Here is a 19,786-nt window from a genome sequence, read left to right as displayed (position 1 = left end):
GTAGGGCGCGGGGAACGGCCTACAAGAGGGACGCCCGTGAACGCCACGCCACCCAACATCCCCGACGAGCTGCTGCCCTTGGCGGTGCCCGTCGCCGACCTCACGCCGTTCCACCGCAACCCCAGGAACGGCGACCTCGTCTCCATCCGCGAATCGCTGACGGTCAACGGCCAGTACAAGGCCATCGTCGTCAACCGGGGCACCCACACCGGGCGCCCCGGCGAGATCCTCGCTGGCAACCACACCTTCCAGGCTGCCGTCGAGCTCGGGTGGGAGAACATCGCGGCCACGTGGGTCGACGTCGACGACGATGCTGCGACCCGGATCGTGGTCGTCGACAACCGGACCTCGGACCTCGCCGGCTACGACTCGGCCCTGCTGGCCGAGATCCTCGAGGAACTCCCGGACCTCCAGGGCACCGGCTACGACCAGACGGCGCTCGACGAGCTCCTCGACGCCTCCCTGCCCGCGGTCCTCCCCGCCGAGACCATCGCCGGTGAGGGGGAGAAAATCAAGGACGAGCACCTCCAGTGGGGCTTCATCCAGTGGGGCACCACCCGGGTCCAGATCACCGCGGACGAGGTCGAACGCCTCAACACGGCCCACAACGCGTACTACGAGCGGCGCGGCACCGACTCCGGCTTCGGCCACTACCTCCTCGACACCGGGGCCGCCGGCGACGACCAGGAGGCCGCCGATGCCTGAGTTCGTCGCGGACTTCCCCCTGGCCGGACTCAAGCCCGCTCCCTACAACCCGCGGCGCCTGTCCGAGGACGCCTTCGAACGCCTCAAGCAGAGCCTCGCCTTGTTCGGTTGCGTCAAGCCCGTCATCGTCAACGGCAACGGCATCCTCATCGCTGGCCACCAGCGCACCAAGAGCCTCAAGGCCAACGGTGAACAGACCGTGCCTGCCCTCCTGCTGGGCAAGCACGTGACCACACACGACGAGGTCCAGTTCAACCTCCTCCACAACTCTGTGGAAACCGACGGCTCTCGGGTCCGTGCCCCTGTCGCAGCCGACGACGTCCACGGGTGGGAGTGGATCCAGCCCCAGGACATCGCCGTCGTGGCGCGCGGCAACGCTGCCGTCCAGGAAGAGATCCGTCGCCTCGTCACCAGGTACGGGCCCTGGGGCTCGATCGTTGCCGACTCCGCCGGCCGCGTCATCCTCAACAACGACTACGCAGTCGTGGGGCACGACCTGAAATACCCGGTGCTGTGCTACCGCGTGTCCGTACAGGAGGCCGACGAACTCATCGAATGGTTGGAAGGCGACTACGGCGTCTACGACTACACCCAACTCGGCATCAAGGCGTACAACCAACACTGGTGCCAGATGCACCGCCTCGGCGGCGACGAGGGGGACTCCCACAAGTCCACCACCTACGAACGCTACGTGCTGCCCGAAATCAAGCGGGGGCAGCGCATCGTCGACTTCGGCGCCGGCGAAGCGGCGTACATCAAGCGCCTCAAGGAACAGGGGCACGACGCCCACTGGTACGAGCCCCACGTGAAAGCCTCCGGCAAGAAGAACGCGCTCGACATCGCGGCGACCGTGTCCCACATCCGGGACCTCCAACGAGACGTCCAGGCCAACGGCCTCTACGACGTCGTCGTCCTCGACAGCGTCCTGAACTCCGTCACCTCGCTGGAGTTCGAAGAGCACGTCATCGCCTCCTGCAACTCGCTGCTCAACGCCTCGGGCGTTTTCTACACCGGCACGCGCTCCCTCGGCTCCGTCGAACGGAAGCTCGCAGGCCGCAAGCACCGGAACAACGGCAACTACCGGCGAGCCCTGGAGTTCCTGGACGAGAACGGCTTCGCCGCGACGTTCCGCAGCGGGGTGTGGACCATGCAGAAATTCAACACCCCAGAGACCCTGCGCGCCCTGCTGTCGAAATACTTCGCGGACGTGGAGATCCTGGGCAATCCGAACGGCGGGAACATCTACGCACGGTGTCGCCGGCCGCTCGCCATCGCCCCCGTGGACCGCCGTAAGTCGCTCGAAGTCGAATTTAACATGGAGTATCCCCAGGGATACCGGCACAATCGGCACAAGCCGCTCGTGCAGGCGCTCCTTCGCCTATGTGGGCAGCGGAATGCATAAATCGGAATTCCCCTCAATTCTTATATAATTAGAGGGTGAATGTCTATTTCCGAGGGGGGAATTCAGTGAAGCCACCGACAATTCGAATTGAGCGTGGGGAGAGGCTGTACCACTACTTGTGGCTCAAGTACGTCACGGGTATCGACCTCACTCAGCACTGCGCCCGCTCGCTGCACGGCCCCTACAGCCGAGCCGTGCAGCAGGACGGCCCGCAGGACCTCACCACCACGCTCGATGCAAACCGGTACGCCATCGCCTACTACCTGTGCGGCGTCACCACCAGCCCCTACCGATGGCAGGACAACCCGCACCTCGCCTTCGAACGGGCGCCCGGCTGCCACGTGGAGATCCAGGTCAAGGACCTCAAGGTCACCCTCACCGACGCCCGGCCGATCCCGTTCACCAACCGGCACATCCCGCCCGACGACCCCAATGCCGGCGACAAGGCGTTCGCCACCTGCCGGAACTGGCAGTTCGCCCACCACCTGAGCGCCGCAGGCGTCGTCACAATCCCGGGTGAGCGCCCCCGCGGCCTCGGCACCGGCAGCGTCCCCGGACAGATGACGCTCATGTAGAGCCAGCGGCCGGGCCCGTGGTAGGGCCCGGCCGCAGCACACCTCACCGTCCTCCGGTGCAGTCCTGTTCGTCGTCGCGCTGTGAAAGGCGAAGTCCACTGCTGTCCACGCCGGTCCTCTTCCATGTATCCATCACCGTGCGGCATGAGGCAATCAAGGGTGGCAGCTGATCCAGAAGCCCTTTGAGGACGAACAGTATGACGGACACCACGCCGCCCCAGCCCAGCAGCAAAAGGATGGCACTCGATTCCACCGGTCCAGCTTCCTCTCGATCGAGGCCGAACCGGTGTGCGGATGCACTCGGCTCGACCTAGGCGGTCAAACCGAGTTCCATCCGACGCTGAAACCCAGAAACTGCACGTGTGCAGCACTGCGTTCGGGAGTTGAGCCCCGGGTTGCTCTCCCGGGGTTGCCATGCGTGCGCGTCCTAACACCGTCGGATGCTCGGACGTCGGGCCACGCGGGGCCCGCCGTATTCGGCGTGTTCTCCCTTACAACGGTAGCAACTCGCCAGCCTGAGGGTCTAGTTACTCCGCAATCAACCTCCGGGAGGCTCACCTCAGGTGGTGTGAGGCCGTCGCAAGCCTGTTGGTGCGATCATGGATCGGGGCGCGGGGGCGCACCGAGCTGTGGAGGAGCCCCGCGGTGGGACGCCCTAACAAAGCCGCGCGTGCGGCCATTGCGCGCCGCCGCTCGGACGCCATCGACCTACGCCTTGCCGGCGTCGACTGGCTGACCATTGCCAGGAAGCTGGCTGCAGACCCGGCCGTGAACGCCGACGGAGCCGCCTACCCGCAGGGCTACGGCATCGAGCGGTACCGCAAGGGCCAGGAGCCCCCGGACGACCCGGCGCTCATCCACGCTGCCTGCCGAGACGTCCGCAAAGCCCTCGATGACCGGCGAACCGAACTCAATGACGACGTCGACCAGATGCGGGCACTGGAGGCCGACCGTCTCGACCGTCTCTTCCTGGTCGCCTACAGGAAGGTCGTCCGCGACCAGGACCTGACCGCTATCGACCGTGCTCTGCGCGTGATGGAACGGCGCGCACGACTGCTCGGCCTCGACATGCCCACGAGGACCGAGGTCGCCGGCCCCGAAGGCGGGCCGCTCCAGGTCGCGAACACCACCGCCGACGAGCTCGCCGCGCTCATCGACCTCACCGACCCGGCCGCCAGCTGATGGCCATCACGGATCACGAGGCCCTCCTCGCGCAGTACCGCACGCTGCCCACCTTGCGGCGCCGAGCCATCGCCGCACAAGCCTCGCCGGAACTCCGCGCCCGGCTCCTCGTCGTGGAGAAGCGTCTCGCCATGGACCGCTCCCCAGGCGCCCTGGCCGCCGTGCTCACCGACGGCCGAGAGATGCAGGCTCCCCACCTCGACCTCATCGACAAAGCGTTCATCGACATGGCTGAAGGCCGCCTCGATCGCGTCATGCTCACCATGCCCCCACGGCACGGCAAAAGCCGCCGAGCCAGCCGATGGGCGCCGCTCTGGTACCTGCGACGCAACCCAGGCCACCGGATGATGATCGCCAGCTACTCTTCCGACCTTGCTGACGACCACGGCCGCTGGATCCGCGACGCCATCATCACCTGGGGCGACGAGCTCGGCATCCACCTCAAGACAGGCAGCTCCGCCGCCAACCGGTTCGACATCGCCGGCGGCGAAGGCGGACTCCTCGCCGCGGGCATCGGCGGCGGCCTCACCGGCCGCGGCGCCCACATCGCCATCGTGGACGACCCCGTCAAGGACATGGCCGACGCGGACAGCCCGACCATGCGCAAAAGGGCGTGGGACTGGTGGACCTCCGTCCTCCAGACCCGAATCGAACCCACCGGGGCGATCTGCGTCATCCAGACCCGCTGGCACGAAGACGACCTGGCCGGTCGCATCCTCGCGACAGAACGGGACGCCTGGCACGTCATCGACCTGCCCGCTCTCGCCGACAGCCCCGACGACCCCCTCGGTCGCCCCCTTGGCCAGCCCCTCTGGCCCGAGCGATTCGACACCACCCATCACGCCAAGACCCGCAAGCGCGTCGGCGAACGAGTATGGGGAGCCCTCTACATGCAGAAGCCGCGCCCACCCGAGGGAGGCGTCTGGAAGCGGAAGTGGATCGACGCCGCCCGCATCAACGCCGTCCAGTTTTCCGGCCTCGACATGGCGCGGATCGTCGTCGCCGTCGACCCCGCCGGCGGCGACTCCACCGTGAACGACGAAACCGGCATCATCGGCCTCGGCCGCGACTTCGACCGTCACCTCTACCTGCTGGCCGACCGCTCCGGGCCCATGGGCGCCAACGACTGGGGCATAGCCGCCTGCCGCCTCGCCCTCGAACTCAAGGCAGACGCACTCGTCGTCGAAAGCAACTACGGCGGCGACATGGCCAAGCAGATTCTCCGCCAGGCATGGGAGCAGCTCCGCGCTGACGGCGTCACCAAGGGCCTGCTCATGCCGATGATCCTGGAAGTCACCGCCAAGGTCGGCAAGCGGCTCCGCGCCGCACCCGTGGCGCAGCTCTACGAGCAGGGACTCGTCCACCACGTCGGCGAGTACACCGAACTCGAAGACCAGATGGTCACCTGGGTCGAAGGCATGGACAGCCCCGACCGGATGGACGCCGCAGTACACGGGCTCACGGAACTCGCAGACCCTGACCAGCTGGACGTCATCGTGAACGACACCGAGGACGGCCGCTTCGATGGGCGGAGGTAGCCCCACTTCCCACGCATCCGCACTGTACGGATTCGCGCATGACGCGAATAACTTGACGCTGCCGGAGTACATTAACTTTTATGTGTCAGGGACCTGAAACGGTCGGTCGGGTACACCCATCCGTACGGTGCCGGTCACTGAGCTGAGGATGGTGCCGGGCTGCCAGCGCAAAGGCCAGCAACCCGGCAACCGGTGCAAGGCGGGGGACGTTGTTCAGGCGAGCCCCTACCTCGCGGTGGTACAGGAACGGCGGCTGATCACTGGTTCGTGAACCAGCCTGCGATCCAGGCTGCAACCTGGATTAACAGGAAGGCCAGCCGGCCGTTCCTCTCCCTCTCGGACGGATCGTCGGGGCGGCGGTGCCGCCCACGGTCCTTGGGCATTGAACTCTCCCACCTTCCAGGCACCATCCCCGGTAGCTGGTGCGCAATGTGCCGGGGAGGCAGGCGAGTTCAGCGCGTCCATTCCTCAACATAGGCGACCGGGCCAACGAGCGTGGCGGACTTGTGGATATCCCCAGACCTGTGGAAGCCGAATCGAAACGGCCCGATGAGGAAACGGCCCCCCTGTAGCCTCGCGATCACGCTGATACGCGGAAGAGTGGTGCAGACAACGGCTGTTGGGGCCGCCCTCCTGGCGGGATTGGCCGCGTGCGGTGGTGGATCCGGTGAGCCCTCCTACGAGGAGAAGCGGGACCAGCACGTCGCCGAGCTGAAGGCCGCCGGCGACCAGGGGCGCCGGGAGGGCCTCCTCGTTCAACGGCGCAAGCTGGCCGACGGCATCCCAGCAACTGCGGCAAGCCCCACCCGCGCCGAGTGCGAGCAGCGGTGGACGGACGCGGACCGTAAGGAGCGGACGGCCGGCGCCCGTGACGCGTTCGTCGGAGCCTGCGCGAGCTTTCCCATCCCCGGCCTGCCTGGTCACGCCGCGGCGGTCGCCGAGGCCGAGAGGTTGTAGGGCTAATCCCCGAGCATCAGGCTCGCCGGGAAGTAGCAGCTGCCCGTCTCGTTCGCGTGTCGCTTCTTGCGGGCCAAGAGCTCATCGAGCCGGACGCGATCGTCCAGCACGCAGAAAAGGTCGGTGCCATCCATCGTGATGAAGGACGTGCCTTCGCGAAAGACCGCGCGGGCTCCAGACGTGAAGCCGTTCACGCTGACAAAGAGCCCGAGCGCGTTCTTACCCTTGCTGCGCACCTTGTCGTTGAACTCCCTCAGCCGTCCTGCCTCCACGGCCTCCTTCAGCCACTTCGCCTCGATCACGTAGTCGTCCGTGTCGAAGGTGAAGGATCCGTCGATCTGCTCGTATTCCAACTCGTAGGCGAGGCGCGGCTGCATGTCGTGCAGCCTGAACAGGCCATTCAGGAGCATCTCGAACTCCCGACCGGCTTGCTGGCGGTTGGTCTCCATCTGGAGCCGGAGGAACTCCTCCTTGAGCTCGGCGAGCCGCTCAGTGAACCCGCGGCGGTACTTCTCGCGCTCCTCGGCAGCAGCCTGCTCCGCCTCCACGGCAGCTCGCTCCTCCAGGAGACCCTGCAGACGATCAGTCCAGGTCCGAAGCTCGGCAACAGCGTCACGAGCCTCAGCCAGCAGCTTTTCTGAGTTCTCGTGCCTCTTGAGGCTGGGGAAGGAGTTCCGCTGGGCCACTTCGAGCATGATGGACAGGGTCAAGTCCCTGAAGCGGTCCTCGCCGGCCTTCAGGCGTGCGACGAAGGCGCCGGCAAAGCGGATCTTGTAGTCGGTGAAGTCGAGGCCAACTACGAGCTCCGGGTACTCCTCGGACCGAACCCGGATGAACTCGGCGAGCTCAGGTTTGTACCAGAAGATCCTGGCCAACGCCTCGGTGAGAGCCTCGTACGCCGCTGGATGAATCCGCTGTGCTCGCATAGTCACGTAGCTCGCGCTCCTCCCCGTCGCGGTCAGGCATCCGTGCTGACCCCAGCCCGATGATGTTACCCAGGGACACTGATTGAGTGCTCTGTGAAGTGCCACATCGTCCGGTGAGCGGCCGGTGGTCGGGTGCGCCCGGCGCTAACCTGAACGGGCGGCGTGGGGGCCGACTGCCTGGAGAACGCTGTGGGCCTACGCAAGCTGATCACCGACGTATGGAGCTGGCTCGACTACAAGCCGGTCATGGCCGACCCCCGCCGGCCTGGCCGCAACGCTTGGTCCGAGCTCACGTCCTCGTGGGTCCCGGACGAGGACTTGCGGCGGTTGTCTGCGTACCGGCTGCTGGCTGCCTACGACTCCAACCAGGCGGGCCAGGTCGCCGCGATCACCGGGGACGACAGCGCGGGCGGGGAGCGGCGGGAGCTCGGCGACGCGAGCAAGCTGATCGACACCGCCTTGGGCTACCTGCTCGGCTCGGAACAGACGATCATCGTTCCCGGTGCGGAGCAGGCAGCCGGCGAGCAGCCCGAGGGGCATGCCGAGGCCGCCGCCGTTCAAGAGCGTCTTCGGGCCTGGGCGGAGAAGGAGCTCCTGCCGCTGCGTCTTCAGCAGGCCGAGCGGGCCGCGATCCTCCTCGGCGACTCCGTCTACTCTCTCGCCTGGGACCCCGCCAAGGGCCGCGTCCTGCTCCGAACCTGGGACCCGGGCCTTTACTTCGCCGAATGGCCAGACGACGAGCAGGACTCAGGGGAGTTCCCCACGCGGGTACACCTCGCCTGGGAGATCCCCGAGGACGTACGCCGCGGCACCAAGGCCAAGCTGCGTCGCATCACGTACGAGCTCGCACCGATCGCGCCAGCCAGCCGCCCCGCCACGACCAAGGACGGCGCTCGCTTCCGTGAGCCTGTTGCCGGAGACGACGGTGTCGCCCTGCTTGTGTCCGGCGACGTCCAGGACCCTGCGACCGGGGTCATCACCCGCACCTACCCATGGGCGGCAGGACGGCCTTCCCCGTACACGTGCTACCTCACCGACGCCGAATGGGACCTCGACGACCTCAAGCACTCCGACCTGCTGTACGACCTGCCCCTCCACAAGGCGACCTTCCGAGCCCGCTCCGACGGCGAGGTCCTCGACCGGCTCGACCTCCAGGTCGACTTCATCCCGCTCATCCACATCACCAACAACATCCCCCACTCCGGTGACCATTGGGGCAAGCCCACCCTGGCGACCGTCCTCCAGGCCCTCGACGAGCTGTCCGCAACCGACACGGACGCCTCCGCCGCCAGCGCCACGACCGGCTCCCCGATCATCGGGCTCGCCGGCGCCCGGCTCCCGATCGACCGGAACACAGGACAGCCCCTGCCGGTGAAGATCCGAGCAGGCACGGTCTGGCAACTCAACGACGGTGGCCGCATGGACGTCCTCGACACCTCCGCCCAGCTCGCCGAACTCCGCTCCCGCGTCGACCACCTCCTCGACCGCATCGCAGCTAACAGCCGCATCACCGCCGCCGGCCTCGGCACACTCGACCCCACCGCCCTGCCCTCCGGCTACGCCCTCCAACTCGCCCTCGGGCCGCTCGACTCCCTCGTCGGCGGCATGCGTCTGGCCCGCGCCCACAAGTACGTGATCATGCTGCGCATGGTGCAGCGCCTCCACCAGGCCGGACAGGTGCAGGGCTGGCCGGCGGGGGAGTCGGCGCCCGCCCACCTGGCATGGGGGCCCCACACCCCGACCGACCGAGCCGCCGTCCTCGAGGAAGTCGTCAAGGGCGTCGGCGCCGGAGTCCTCTCGGTAGAGACCGGCATACGCCTGCTCCAAGACGCCGGGTATCCGATCGACGACGCACAGCGCGAGATCGAACGCATCCAGGCCCGGGCGTTCGACGCTGCGGCCCGCCTCGCCGACGCCACCGGCGACAACGGGGCAGTTCGGAAGTTCCTACGAATGCCGCCGGCTGAGAGTGAGATTGCTTTGCCGAAGCTCCCTCGTGACGACACGTAGAGTCGCCCCAAAGGGCAAAGGGGGCAGGTGTGGTGAAGGAACCACGAGTCTTGCGGTTCGCTGTCCGCCGCGGCGATGCCACGGGTGAAGGGCTTGACCAGATGGTCACTCTCCACGTGTCAGGCGAATGGTCAGATGGCGTCACCAGCGATGTGCTCGACGTGGTCAGGGTGCGCGATCACTTCCCGTCGATCGTCAACGCGATGCTGGGCATCGACCGACAGGTGAGAGCCGATCACCCGGGGGAACGGGTACTCGTCAAACTGTTGGAAGCCGGTGAGGAGTGGGACCAACTTCCCCTGTGGCCAAAGAAGAGGGACGTACCCCGCGCGCTGAGGGCGGCTGTCTTCGCTGCCTGCGAGTCGAAGTGCGTCCTCTGTGACGTGGACGATCCGGACATGCTGGATTACGGGCACATCCTTGATCGTCCCGCCACCCAGGAGGAGATCCCGTGGCACCTCGCGTCCAGGGACGAGTGGGCGAATCGGCATGCCGACAGGCTGGAGATGGGGGTTGTGCCGTCTGACCACGGTTCCACTCACAGGATGAGGCCGAGTGGTCGACGCTGACCTAGTCGATGCCGACGCTGTCGAAGCCCTTGTGGGTCGCATTAGTGGCTTTTGCAGGTTGCGACAAGGTCTGGATGACTTGGAGGAGTCCGTCTATGAGCATAGGTCTCAGGAGACGCATGCGTTCGGCATCAACCCGAATCTCCTGGTCGGGCGAGGGGTTCTCAGGAAGTTCCTTGAACCCCTCAATGAAGCTCGACACTGCATCCCGGTACCCGTCCGTGAAGTTGGCAATGCTGGTTTGTTCTCGCGGGAACCGCTTGAGTTTCGAATTCAGCGACTGGAGGGTGCGAATCACATCGCAGTGGGTACGGAAGTCGAGGAGCGTGAGTGTTCTCTCCCCCTGCGCTACTTCGTCGGCAGTTCGCTCCTCCATGCCCCAGTGCTTAGCTGAGTGAGCAAAGAAGAGGTATTTGACCTCGGTTGCAAGCTCGTGAAGCGTAGGGACTAGGAATCCGGCGACATCGGACGCGTAGAAGGCTTGGAGGATGGCAGCATAGTGTTCCTCAAGCCGCTTGCGGATCGAATTCCAGCCGTCCAGGGAGAGCACGTCGTGGACATCGATGTAAGCGGACAGGGTCGAGCGACCAGACGACAACTGACCCTTCGGGTCACTGATGGCATCATCATGCCACCCGAAGTATGCCGTGTTGACTGAATCTTCGAAAGCGACCAAGAGTAGGGGAGTAGGATTCGCGAACCAATAGCGTACCGATTCCAGGTTGAGGCCTGAAATGGCAACCTTGGACCCCCGCTTCGGGAATTTTTTTGACGTCTTAATCTGAACCCTGAATTCCAGCCCGTTCAGAATGCCAGGCTCCGTTACAACCACGATTCCGTCGACGCCCAAGTCTGTCGACGGCCTCTGAAAGAACCATCCTTTCGGGAGCTGCCCGACGAACCACCGCTCACCCGCATCGCCCCTTGCCTGCTCGTCCGTTATTCGCGGCATGTCGATATTCCACCGATCCAATGCGCCGGAACGCGTCACCATCTTGAGCCTCTTGGGGCTCACTTGTTTTCGGTGATCCATCCGTTGATTTCATTCACCTTGTTATTGATCCTCTTGGAAATGATGCATACGCAAATGAACATACCCAGGAGGAATGTAATCACAAGGATTAGGCCTGCGCGAACGGCGTCAAACGGAGCTCCCAAGCTAACCCTCCCTAACACCTCAATGAATAGTGGTGCCAAGATGGCGACGATGAGCACTATGACCACGTTTAGCCCTATCATGAGCCACAATTGCCGTCGAAGTAGGTCCCTCCTTTCCTCCAGTGTGAAATTATCGCTCACTTTCCTTTTCGCCATCTCTGATTCGGCTTGTTGCCAAACTCCAGAAAAGTATGCGAATACAAACACCAGCAGCAGGCCAACCAGGCTGAAGACATCAACTATTTCGTCATTTAGGGTGCTCATGGGTGAGGCCTCGGTGAAAGCTGAAAAAAGCCTCGCAAGTGCTGATAGCTAGAGTCCGGGTAGCGCCATACGCTGGCACGATCCGAGCGGTGAGGATTTGGCTTATTACTCTTTCTGATTTGCTCGTGCATCCACTTCCGAACCGCCTCGCACGGCATCGAGATCTCCCAGGCGCCATCAGACCATTTGGCTAGGTGCTCATCTTCAATTACTTTCTTGACCGCTTCCACCACGAAGGGCCTCAACTCGATGTCGAATCGAGAAATTGCATCGTCGATATATTTCCTAGCCGAAGGAGATGAGACCTTGAACAATGCTGTTACGACACCCTCCGCCTCATTCACGCTGAGTCCAGCCCGAAAAAGCGACCGGATGCGAAAGAATCGCAGCTCCGAGAAGGTTGTGGGCATACCTTTTCCAGTCGCCTGGTCTAGGGCCTCAGTCGCTCCCGCCCGCGCCACAAGGGTCGCAAAACGATCGACCTGTGCTTGTGAGCCAAGCGCCTCGCCAAGACGCTGCTTATCTTCCTGCTCAAAGGGGACATCGACGCGCATATAAACTATTTAGGCATTGATCACTCCTGTGTGCATCTCGTGCAAGCCCGTCCGTGGAGGCAGGGGCAACCAATCCCCAGGAGCGGTTGCGTGTGGAGTGGGACTCCATGAGGTCCAGTGGCTCGCCCGACGCGGCAATAGCGTGGACACAACCGCCACTGAGGCGGGGTTGACCGACGGTGCAGGAGCCTGCTTTGGCCGCGGTGCCTACCTGCACGACGCCTGGTGTCGCACACGGCAGGAATCCACAGACGAAGGCGAACGGCCCCTGCCGGAGCGGGGGGCGGTTCAGGGTCTCTTGGAGAACATGGCAGTCGAGCACGGTTCGATGGCGTGCGCAGACCGCCCCGGCCGCGACCACCCATGGGACATCGGCTGACCGCTGAGCCCTGAGCGGGCATGCTGGGCAAGATCTAGACGCAGTCGAGGCATGAGTACCGGTGCGGTCAGGACGTGGCTGCCGCAGGATTGCACCACCCCCCAGCTGGGCGGCGGGGGCGGAGCGAGCTACGCCCCTGGTCAGCACGTCCCTGCTCTGCGCTAACAGCCCGAACAGGAAACTGCCCGCGACGCCGCGCCGGCTAGACTGATCAACGGCGTGGGGGCGCTGGAGACGTTGACGAGGTTCACGCATGACGCGCCCGCTCCCTTCGCCGTTCGCGCCGGTCGGCTACCGCCGAGATGGTCGCCCGATCTATCCGATTCTCGGTGCTGCTCCGAACGACCCGTCGGCCGATCCCGCGGACCCGGCGGATCCGCCGGCCCCGACCGTGTCCCAGGACGACCTGAACCGCCTCCTCGCCCGGGAGAAGAATCAGGGCGGCCGATCAGCAGTAAAGAAGCTCCTGGGTGACCTTGGCTTCGACACCCCCGAGGCGCTCGGCGCGTTCATCACCACGAAGCGCGAGGCGGACCAGGCCGCGCTGTCGGAGGTCGAGCGCCGCGAGCAGGCGGCGGCCCAACTGGAGCGGCAGGCCAGCCAGCGACTCGCCGACGCGGAGGCCCGGGAGAGGGCAGCGGTCCGCCGTGCCGTGCTCGCCGGACTGGGTGCAAGCGGCGAGGACCTGGCGGACGCCGTCGTACTCGTCGAGCGGGCCCTCGCCGATCAGCCGGAAGCCGACGAAGCCGCCGTCACCGCCGTTGCGGAACGGCTCAAGGAGCGACGGCCGAGCCTGTTCGGGCAGCAGACCCCGCCGCCGGCGCCCGGAGGTTCGCCCGCTGGGGGCCCGCCGAGCCGTGGGGGACTGCCGTCGCGACCGGGCGCCGCCGGTCTGGAGATGGCCCGCCGCCGCGGCTTCGTCACCGGCTGACCTGCCCGGCAGCCAGCCACTCCTACCGGCGGGCAAGCCGGACCAGGGGACCACGCCCCGTTCTTCCGTGGACGACGCCACCGCCCTGGTGTGCGCCTGCCCCGCTTCGCGTCCCACGGAAGGACAGGATGTGACCATCCAGCCCATCACGACGTCGGTGTCGTACACCGCTGACCGGTCCTGGCTCGGCAGTCTGCACGGCACGGACTCCACCGAGACGATCACCCTCGACGTATCCAAGCTCGCCGCCGCGCACATCCAGGCGTCCACCGACACCAGCCAGCCGTACGGCCGGGTCCTGTCGGGGGCGCCGGTCGGGAAGATCGCCGCCTCTGGGTTGTACGGGTCCTTCGATCCGGCCGCCGCCGACGGCCGCCAGAACCTGGCGGGCTTCGTGTTCGCCGAGACTCTGTACGCCCCGTCGGCGGCGAAGGTGCCCGCGCCGCTGCTGTGGCACGGCGTGGTCGTCACGGCGAAGGTGCCCGGCGGCATCGACACCACCAAGGTCACCGCGTCGGTGACCGGCCCGCTGATCCGGTTCGTGTGAGGAGACGACGATGACCATTCAGGACCTGATCAAGAACGTCTCGGTCAACGACCTGACCACCTTCGCCCGCGCTATCCCCTCCCAGGCTGACCACCTGCTCTCCAAGGTCGGCGGGATCATCCCAACCTTGGAGCAGGACGAGGTGAAGTGGCGGGTCAAGGACAACGGCCGGTACGTCAACGTCGCCAAGTACAGGGCCTTCGACGCATCCGTGCCGTTCGCGACCCGCGAGGCGTGGCAGACCACCCGCGAGGGCATGCTGCCCCCGCTCGGCCAGAAGCTGCTCGTCGGCGAGCAGGAGCAGATCCTCCTGGAGGCGTCGCGCGGTGCGGACGAGGACCGCCTGATCGAGCTGCTCTACGACGACACCGAGCGCCACGTCGAGGCCGTCCGCTCCCGCATCGAACTCGCATGGGGCGACGTGCTGACCGACGGCAAGTTCACCCTCGCCGCCGAGAACGGCCTGACGATCGAGGTGGACTGGGGCGTTCCGGCGGGCAACATGCCCACCGTCCCCAAGCTATGGAGCGACCCGACGTCTGACCCCATCAAGGACGAGCTCGCCTGGATCCAGTACCTGGACGACCGGGGTGCTCCGGCGCCGGAGATGGTGCTGACCAGCCGCAAGGCGTTCTCTTTCCTTGCGGCCAACAACGCCTACCGCGCCGCCTACTACGGCAGCGTTAACCCGTCGAACACGCCGACGGCGACGCTCACGCCGCAGCAGATCAACGTGGTGCGTGACAACTACGGTCTGCCGCCGGTCACGTTCTACAAGGGCCAGGTCCGCGTCGACGGCGTGCAGACCAAGGTGCTGCCCGAGGACCGGTGGATCCTGCTGCCCCCGGACCGCTCCAAGTGGGGCCAGACCATCTTCGGTGTGACGGCGGAGGCGCTCGCCCTTTCGCGGGGTACGAACCCCGAGATCACGAAGGAGGACCGGCCAGGCATCATCATCACCCGCGGCGCGCAGGACGACCCGGTTCAGATTTGGACCAAGGGCGCCGCTGTCGGCATGCCGGTCCTGCACACCCCGGACGCCCACATCGTTGCGAAGGTGATCTGATGGCCCGCCTCTCTGTCGCTGTCCACGTCCAGCATCCGACGACCCGGGAGTGGGTGGTCTTGGAGCCTGGCGAGGAACCGGCACTCGAACTCGCTGCCGAGATCACCAACCCCGGCGCCTGGGAGGGCGGCGTGCTGCCGGAGCCCGAGGACCAGGCGGAGGGCGAGGGGCCGCCCCCCTTCGGCTTCGCCCCGGACGAAACGTCCGATCCGGAGCCGGAGCCGGATGCCGACCTGGAGTCAGCGCCTACTCCGCAGCGCCGGCGCAAGACCGCCACCACGTAGCCGTACCCCGACTGGGACCGCCGACTCGCCAAGAGCGGCGGTCCCCCGGGCACGTAGGGAGAGCCCGTGAACCCCGCCGTCCTCGCTTGGCTCCTCGCCCAGCTCGGGCCGACCACCGACCAGACCGGCCTCACCGCCCGCTACGCACGACTCGCCAGCGCCCGAGAGGTCGCGCGCGAGGTCCTCTCCGAACGCCGCGCCAACCTGCTGGCCGAACCATTGCGGATGACGGTCGACGGCGTCGTCACCATCGACCAGAGCAACAACCTCCAGGGCCTCGAACGCCAGCTTGCCGCGCTCACCGACACCTCGGCCCCTGACGATCCAGTCGCCGGCGAGCCAGGCATCGAGCTGGTCACCGCGCCGCTCGTACCGGCCCGCCGGACTCGGTAGCCGCCATGGCGTACGACTGGCCGCCGCTGGTGCCCGGCGACCCGGACGAAGTCGCTCAGCGTGTCGCGGCCGTACTCGACGAAGCCTGGCACCGACTCGCCGCGCAGCAGGAACGCGTGCTCAAGACCTTCGAGCAACAGCCCCGCGGCCGCCTCGTGCTGCTCACACTGGAGGAGTTCAAGCGCGCCGTCCAAGCGTTCCGTCGCGAGGCCGACACGGAGGCCGTCGCCTTCGTCCGCCGACAGCTCCCACACCTCTACCAACAAGGCGCCGAGCAGGCCGCCGCACGGCTCGGCGCGCGGTTCACATGGACGATGATCCACCGAGACGCGCTGCTAAGCCTGGCCAGCGACTCTTACGCAGACTTCCTCCGCCGGTCCGAAGAGGCCGAGCGGATGGCCGCAGCGTTCTACCGCGCCGCCCGGGCAGCCGCACGCCGCGAAGTCCCGCTCCTGACCGCAGGAAACGTCACCGCGAAGCAAGCGGCCGCGAACCTGGCTGCCCGACTCCGCGACGATCACCAGCTGGCTCACGTCGTCTACCGCAATGGAGCCCGCGTTCCGGTCCGAGCGTGGGCGGAGGCGGCAACACTGGCGAAGAGCGCGGTGGCTTACAACGCGGGCACCCTCAACCGCACCCGTGAGGCCGGCGTCAGATACGTGGAGGTCTTCGACGGCATGGACTGCGGCTGGGTCAGCCACCAGGACCCCGACAAGGCCGCCCGCAGCATCCGCAGTGTTGAGGACGCAGCCGAGTTCCCTATCTCCCATCCGCGCTGCCGACGGTCCTTCGGCGCTCGCCCTGACGTGGCCGGTAGGAACGCGGAGATGGCTGACCCTTTGTAGGTCCTAGATGGGGTCCCTGCGTGCGGATATGTGCAGGTGGACTAGCGTCCGATGCTGAAGGGGCCTATCTGGAGGACAGTGTTCGCGAATGCGTCTGTCAGCGCCCGTGAGCGCAAGCCGGGCGGTACGGAAGCCTCCTCCACGTCAACGAGCGGAAATCGCGTGCACCGTACAGGCTTCTCGTCGCCGTCGATCAGCAGGGTCACGGTGACCAGCTGCCCTCGACGCAGCAAGCACGGTTTGATTTCGAGCCAACTCTCACCCGACGTCTCGTTCGCCGTGACCGTCCATCCGGCCGTATTGGTGCGTGGCGGCACGCTTCCGGTCGGGGAGGTAGTGAGATCAAGGACCGTGCACACGTCAGCTTCGAAGTCGAACTGAATCGCTTCGCCGTTGTGGAACATCCCTGCCGTGATGTCGCGGCGACCACCATTCTGAATGACAAGCTCCACGATGCGCGGATTGGCCACCGGGACCCCGACGAAGTGGACGGAGAGGTTCCCGCCAGCGAACTGCTCTCCCATCAATGGTGTGTTGGACTGTACCCACCAGTTGACTTCACGTTTCGGGTTGTTCGCCCGAATCGTGGCCCAAGCGGCCAGCGCGCCGACCGCGAGGCTGGCCGTGATCGTGACGGCGAGCTGCCACCAAGAGCCAGACTCCCACCATTCCCCCGCGGCGATCTCCATGGGGACGGATTCAACCACCTATAGCCGTGATGTGAGAGTGGTTTCGCGGGACTCGAAGAGTGGCATCGGTTTGCGCCCCCTACATCAGGCTCGTGGCAGCAACCAGCTCGGCGACGCCGGTATCGCGGGGGATGGCGGCTGTGCAGCTCCGTGACGTCTATGGGCCGTTGGCGTAACCCGGCGTCGGGACGCGCGGCTTGGCTAAGGGCGGGCGACGGGCCTGACCATGGCGGCGTACTTCGGGGAATCGGGGAACGGCTGCTGATGACCGACGACACGGTAGCCCCACGCCTCGTACACGGCCTGAACTGCGCCGTTGCCGTTGGCCGGGTTGACCAGCAGCGTCACGCGCTCTTCGGTTCGGGGAGCGAGCCAGGTCTCATGAAGTTGCCAGGCAACGCCGCTTCCGCGCCACGGTCGGCGGACAACGATCTCGTTGAGCGCGACGGTTCGTTTGCCGTCCTCCTTTATGAACTCGGCCGGAAGGGGTTCCGTCATCGTGGACCACCACTGCGTATCGGGACCGAGGGGAACGCCGAAGGCGAAGCCGACAGCTTCACCGTCCTCGTGACCGATCACGGCGGTCCAGCCAGGGCGGGACGCGTAGTTGGCGAGGCGCTCGTCGAACCTTTCCACTGACTGGAACTCGGTCAGGATCTGGAAGTCGCGGTGTCGTACTTCCTGGTGGATGCGAAGGATCTCTTCGCGGATGGCGGGCAGTTGCTCGGCGGTGGCCTGGCTGAACACGACGGTCACGACTGCTGTCCCTTGTTCGTCACGTATCGAGCTGTCCATTCGGATGTGCATTGGGCGCCTGGGGCCATGCTGGTGAGGCCCTTGTCGAACCGGTTCAGCAGTAGGCCCGTGCGTCCGGTCAGTGAATCACTGGCCTGGTCAGGGAGAGCACTGAGAGCCGTCGCGCATGCTTGCTCGGGCTCTCCTTGGTGCAGCTGGGCCAGCGCGAGACTGGCCGTGTAGTACCTGCGGTTGCGTACGTACCCGGGGCGCAGTCCACCGAGGGTGCGGTGCAGGTGTGCCTCAGCCTCGGCGTGGCGTCCAATGCGCGACATGACCACAGCGGAGAGCCCGTCCAGTTCCGCAGCGTCGTAGAACCCGATCCAGGCCGGCCGCTGCGCTCCAGGGTCGGCCTTCTGGAAAGCCCTGCGAGCGATTTCTATTGAGCGAAGGGAGCCGTTGTGATCACCAGCTTGGGCCTGCACTCCAGCGAGACGAGCCGACGCGAACGAGCCGAAGAGAGGGTCGCGGCGACAGGCTGCGGAACGGCGAGCGATCTGGGCAGCGTCCAACGCTTCTCGGAGACCGCCCGGGCGCTGAGCCGCCAGCAGAGCGGCGTGCCCCCATAGTCGAAGCTCGATCTCCGGGTTCTTGGACAATCGCGCCATGTGCAGGGCTCGCTCGAGGTGGCCTCGTGCGCGGTCGGGCGCGTGATCGTCCACCGCTGCCCACAAGGCCGTCCCGGTGAACGCTGCCGCCAGGAGGTAGAGCCGGTCCTTCACCCGCTCGCTCATGGTTCCGACGGCCAGCCGTTCCTGGGCGTGGTGGGCGAACGCCAGGGCACGCGTTTCCAGCTTGACCGTGCCGCCGGCCAGGTTGTCCGATGCGACGAGCTGATCGAATGCTGTCTCCAGCTCGTCGAGGTCTCCCATGCCGATGCGGCGTCGTGATGCTGCCGCGGGTACCGGCAGCAGCGCGGAGGCTGCGAAGCCGACAGCCGCCGAGGTGAAGCGACGTCGCTTCACTGGATCCTCCGATGGTGCGTGTGATGAAGCCGGGTGCTCGCTGCTGCCGTGCCTCATAGGACGCCGGAAGCCGAGCGCCTCGGCAGGAACATCGAATTCTGCTTCTAAGGCCAGTCGCTGTCGCGTCTGAGGCCATGAAGTTTTTCCGGTCAGCCAGTTCCGGATGTGCCGGTCTTGCAGCGTTCCGGGCCTGCCGGTGAGGCGTTCGATGTGCTTGTTCAACCGCTGTGCCAGCTCAGCCTGTTTGAGCCCTGCGGCTTCCATGTGCGACGCGAGGAGCACGTTCTCCGTCATGGGCCCACCGTAACGGCGTCACATCGTTGCGTGACGGTCGCAAGGTAAAAATTACCGGTTCTGCGCAAGCCGAGAGCGACGCAAATTGCCTGTCCCTGCACGCCGGTTGGGCGTTTCCTCTTCGTGTGGCTCGGCCAGCCCGTGCACGTCGAAGGAAGTGGTTGCCGAGCACCGCGTTCTCCTTCCTCACACACGTTCTCTACCGATCGGACAGGTGTCAGGTCATGACGCAGACGATTGCCCGGCCGTGTCCGGTGGCGGAGAACACGGCTATGAGCCGACCGGCCGTGGACCTCATGGCGACATCCTTCGCTATCGAGGGCCAGGAGGTCGGCGTCGTGTCCGCCACTGACGCCAGGCGGGTCGGTCACATCCGCCGCATCGTGGCTGCCAGGCTCCGCTACCTCGGGCTGTCGAGCCTGCGGGACTCGGCGTTGACGATTGTCAGCGAGTTCGTGTCGAACGCCATCCGGCACTCCGCCCGCGGCAGCGGGGAGGGCGCTTCAGTGACCGTGACGCAGCTCTACGCGAGGGGACAGCTGCACATCCTCGTGCAGGACGCGGGCGGCGGACAGCCCAAGGTGTGCGACGCCGGCGCGGATGCGGAGTCCGGCAGAGGGCTCGCAATGGTGGAAGAGATCACCGCCGAGATGGGCGGGCGATGGGGCGTCGCCTCAGACAGCAGGACCGTCTACTGCGTGATCCCGGTTGCCTCGGTAGCGCGGTAGGCCCGGCCGGCGCTGCGCGTCGGCACACAT

Annotated in this window: 24 protein-coding genes; 15 read left to right on the top strand and 9 right to left on the bottom strand. The window is 66.0% G+C overall.

From position 1 onward, the window contains the following. Positions 1–36: 36 nt before the first annotated feature. From OG429_RS13685 to OG429_RS13675, 3 genes are all read left to right on the top strand, one after another. Positions 37–705, top strand: a complete 669-nt coding sequence (locus OG429_RS13685; RefSeq protein WP_328925603.1) for a ParB/RepB/Spo0J family partition protein — start codon at positions 37–39, stop codon at positions 703–705. Then, positions 698–2,107 carry a ParB N-terminal domain-containing protein gene (locus OG429_RS13680; RefSeq protein ID WP_328925602.1) on the top strand — a complete coding sequence of 470 codons (1,410 nt, stop codon included), beginning with the start codon at positions 698–700 and terminating at the stop codon, positions 2,105–2,107. Before OG429_RS13685 ends, OG429_RS13680 begins: the two co-directional genes overlap by 8 nt. A 116-nt stretch (positions 2,108–2,223) precedes the next feature. Next, complete coding sequence (locus OG429_RS13675) at positions 2,224–2,682, top strand: hypothetical protein (RefSeq protein WP_328925601.1); 459 nt, start codon at positions 2,224–2,226, stop codon at positions 2,680–2,682. Positions 2,683–2,725: 43 nt separating this feature from the next. On the opposite strand, the gene OG429_RS13670 is transcribed toward OG429_RS13675, so the two are convergent. Then, entirely contained in the window at positions 2,726–2,935 is a 210-nt protein-coding gene (locus OG429_RS13670; RefSeq protein ID WP_328925600.1) for a hypothetical protein, read from the bottom strand. A gap of 392 nt (positions 2,936–3,327) precedes the next feature. Here OG429_RS13670 and OG429_RS13665 point away from each other — a divergent pair, with 392 nt between their 5' ends. The 3 genes from OG429_RS13665 to OG429_RS13655 all read left to right on the top strand — a co-directional run bounded on the left by OG429_RS13665 (position 3,328) and on the right by OG429_RS13655 (position 6,359). Next, positions 3,328–3,864 (top strand): hypothetical protein, encoded by a 537-nt coding sequence (locus tag OG429_RS13665; protein WP_328925599.1) that lies wholly within the window; start codon positions 3,328–3,330, stop codon positions 3,862–3,864. After that, entirely contained in the window at positions 3,864–5,402 is a 1,539-nt protein-coding gene (locus tag OG429_RS13660) for a terminase large subunit domain-containing protein (RefSeq protein ID WP_328925598.1), read from the top strand. Before OG429_RS13665 ends, OG429_RS13660 begins: the two co-directional genes overlap by 1 nt. A 600-nt stretch (positions 5,403–6,002) precedes the next feature. Next, a complete protein-coding gene (locus tag OG429_RS13655; RefSeq protein ID WP_328925597.1) occupies positions 6,003–6,359 on the top strand; it encodes a hypothetical protein in 357 nt (118 codons plus the stop codon). 2 nt (positions 6,360–6,361) lie between these two features. On the opposite strand, the gene OG429_RS13650 is transcribed toward OG429_RS13655, so the two are convergent. Then, positions 6,362–7,285, bottom strand: coding sequence for a restriction endonuclease (locus OG429_RS13650; RefSeq protein ID WP_328930262.1), 924 nt, complete (start codon positions 7,283–7,285; stop codon positions 6,362–6,364). Positions 7,286–7,350: 65 nt separating this feature from the next. After that, positions 7,351–7,497: an EspF repeat-containing protein gene (locus OG429_RS41440; protein WP_443051255.1), complete on the bottom strand. Its 147-nt coding sequence runs from the start codon at positions 7,495–7,497 to the stop codon at positions 7,351–7,353. Between OG429_RS41440 and OG429_RS13645 the strand changes: the two genes are divergently transcribed. Together OG429_RS13645 and OG429_RS13640 are read left to right on the top strand one after the other, a co-directional pair. Further along, the gene (locus OG429_RS13645) at positions 7,475–9,295 is read left to right on the top strand and encodes a hypothetical protein (RefSeq protein ID WP_328925596.1); all 1,821 of its coding nucleotides are present in this window, start codon (positions 7,475–7,477) and stop codon (positions 9,293–9,295) included. The two genes, OG429_RS41440 and OG429_RS13645, sit on opposite strands and share 23 nt — an antisense overlap. 50 nt (positions 9,296–9,345) lie before the next feature. Further along, positions 9,346–9,864, top strand: coding sequence for a hypothetical protein (locus OG429_RS13640; RefSeq protein WP_328925595.1), 519 nt, complete (start codon positions 9,346–9,348; stop codon positions 9,862–9,864). A gap of 1 nt (position 9,865) precedes the next feature. On the opposite strand, the gene OG429_RS13635 is transcribed toward OG429_RS13640, so the two are convergent. From OG429_RS13635 to OG429_RS13625, 3 genes are read right to left on the bottom strand one after another with little or no spacing between them, the layout of a single operon-like run. Beyond that, a complete protein-coding gene (locus OG429_RS13635) occupies positions 9,866–10,879 on the bottom strand; it encodes a DUF4365 domain-containing protein (RefSeq protein WP_328925594.1) in 1,014 nt (337 codons plus the stop codon). Further along, a complete protein-coding gene (locus OG429_RS13630) occupies positions 10,876–11,286 on the bottom strand; it encodes a hypothetical protein (protein ID WP_328925593.1) in 411 nt (136 codons plus the stop codon). Before OG429_RS13630 ends, OG429_RS13635 begins: the two co-directional genes overlap by 4 nt. Further along, entirely contained in the window at positions 11,283–11,840 is a 558-nt protein-coding gene (locus OG429_RS13625) for a hypothetical protein (protein ID WP_328925592.1), read from the bottom strand. Before OG429_RS13625 ends, OG429_RS13630 begins: the two co-directional genes overlap by 4 nt. Positions 11,841–12,472: 632 nt before the next feature. On the opposite strand from OG429_RS13625, the gene OG429_RS13620 reads away from it, so the two are divergent. The 6 genes from OG429_RS13620 to OG429_RS13595 all read left to right on the top strand — a co-directional run bounded on the left by OG429_RS13620 (position 12,473) and on the right by OG429_RS13595 (position 16,285). Then, positions 12,473–13,150: a hypothetical protein gene (locus OG429_RS13620; protein WP_328925591.1), complete on the top strand. Its 678-nt coding sequence runs from the start codon at positions 12,473–12,475 to the stop codon at positions 13,148–13,150. A 130-nt stretch (positions 13,151–13,280) separates the two neighbouring features. Next, positions 13,281–13,697: a head decoration protein gene (locus tag OG429_RS13615; protein ID WP_328925590.1), complete on the top strand. Its 417-nt coding sequence runs from the start codon at positions 13,281–13,283 to the stop codon at positions 13,695–13,697. A 10-nt stretch (positions 13,698–13,707) separates the two neighbouring features. Then, entirely contained in the window at positions 13,708–14,763 is a 1,056-nt protein-coding gene (locus tag OG429_RS13610) for a major capsid protein (protein WP_328925589.1), read from the top strand. Continuing rightward, positions 14,763–15,047, top strand: coding sequence for a hypothetical protein (locus OG429_RS13605; RefSeq protein ID WP_328925588.1), 285 nt, complete (start codon positions 14,763–14,765; stop codon positions 15,045–15,047). The genes OG429_RS13610 and OG429_RS13605 overlap by 1 nt, the downstream gene beginning before the upstream one ends. 66 nt (positions 15,048–15,113) lie before the next feature. Continuing rightward, complete coding sequence (locus tag OG429_RS13600) at positions 15,114–15,440, top strand: hypothetical protein (protein WP_328925587.1); 327 nt, start codon at positions 15,114–15,116, stop codon at positions 15,438–15,440. A gap of 5 nt (positions 15,441–15,445) precedes the next feature. Continuing rightward, positions 15,446–16,285 (top strand): hypothetical protein, encoded by an 840-nt coding sequence (locus tag OG429_RS13595; protein WP_328925586.1) that lies wholly within the window; start codon positions 15,446–15,448, stop codon positions 16,283–16,285. A gap of 41 nt (positions 16,286–16,326) precedes the next feature. Here OG429_RS13595 and OG429_RS13590 read toward each other — a convergent pair whose 3' ends face one another. The 3 genes from OG429_RS13590 to OG429_RS13580 all read right to left on the bottom strand — a co-directional run bounded on the left by OG429_RS13590 (position 16,327) and on the right by OG429_RS13580 (position 19,028). Next, complete coding sequence (locus OG429_RS13590) at positions 16,327–16,974, bottom strand: hypothetical protein (RefSeq protein ID WP_328925585.1); 648 nt, start codon at positions 16,972–16,974, stop codon at positions 16,327–16,329. A 201-nt stretch (positions 16,975–17,175) separates the two neighbouring features. Next, on the bottom strand, positions 17,176–17,730 hold the full coding sequence (locus tag OG429_RS13585) for a GNAT family N-acetyltransferase (protein ID WP_328925584.1): 555 nt from the start codon (positions 17,728–17,730) through the stop codon (positions 17,176–17,178). Further along, positions 17,727–19,028 (bottom strand): XRE family transcriptional regulator, encoded by a 1,302-nt coding sequence (locus OG429_RS13580; protein WP_328925583.1) that lies wholly within the window; start codon positions 19,026–19,028, stop codon positions 17,727–17,729. Before OG429_RS13580 ends, OG429_RS13585 begins: the two co-directional genes overlap by 4 nt. Before the next feature lie 224 nt (positions 19,029–19,252). On the opposite strand from OG429_RS13580, the gene OG429_RS13575 reads away from it, so the two are divergent. Then, positions 19,253–19,756, top strand: coding sequence for an ATP-binding protein (locus tag OG429_RS13575; RefSeq protein WP_328925582.1), 504 nt, complete (start codon positions 19,253–19,255; stop codon positions 19,754–19,756). Positions 19,757–19,786 lie beyond the last annotated feature (30 nt).

It is taken from the genome of Streptomyces sp. NBC_00190 (genome assembly GCF_036203305.1).
Taxonomy (GTDB): domain Bacteria; phylum Actinomycetota; class Actinomycetes; order Streptomycetales; family Streptomycetaceae; genus Streptomyces.
Note: the sequence above shows the minus strand (reverse complement) of the source record. Positions and strands in the feature narration are given on the sequence as shown.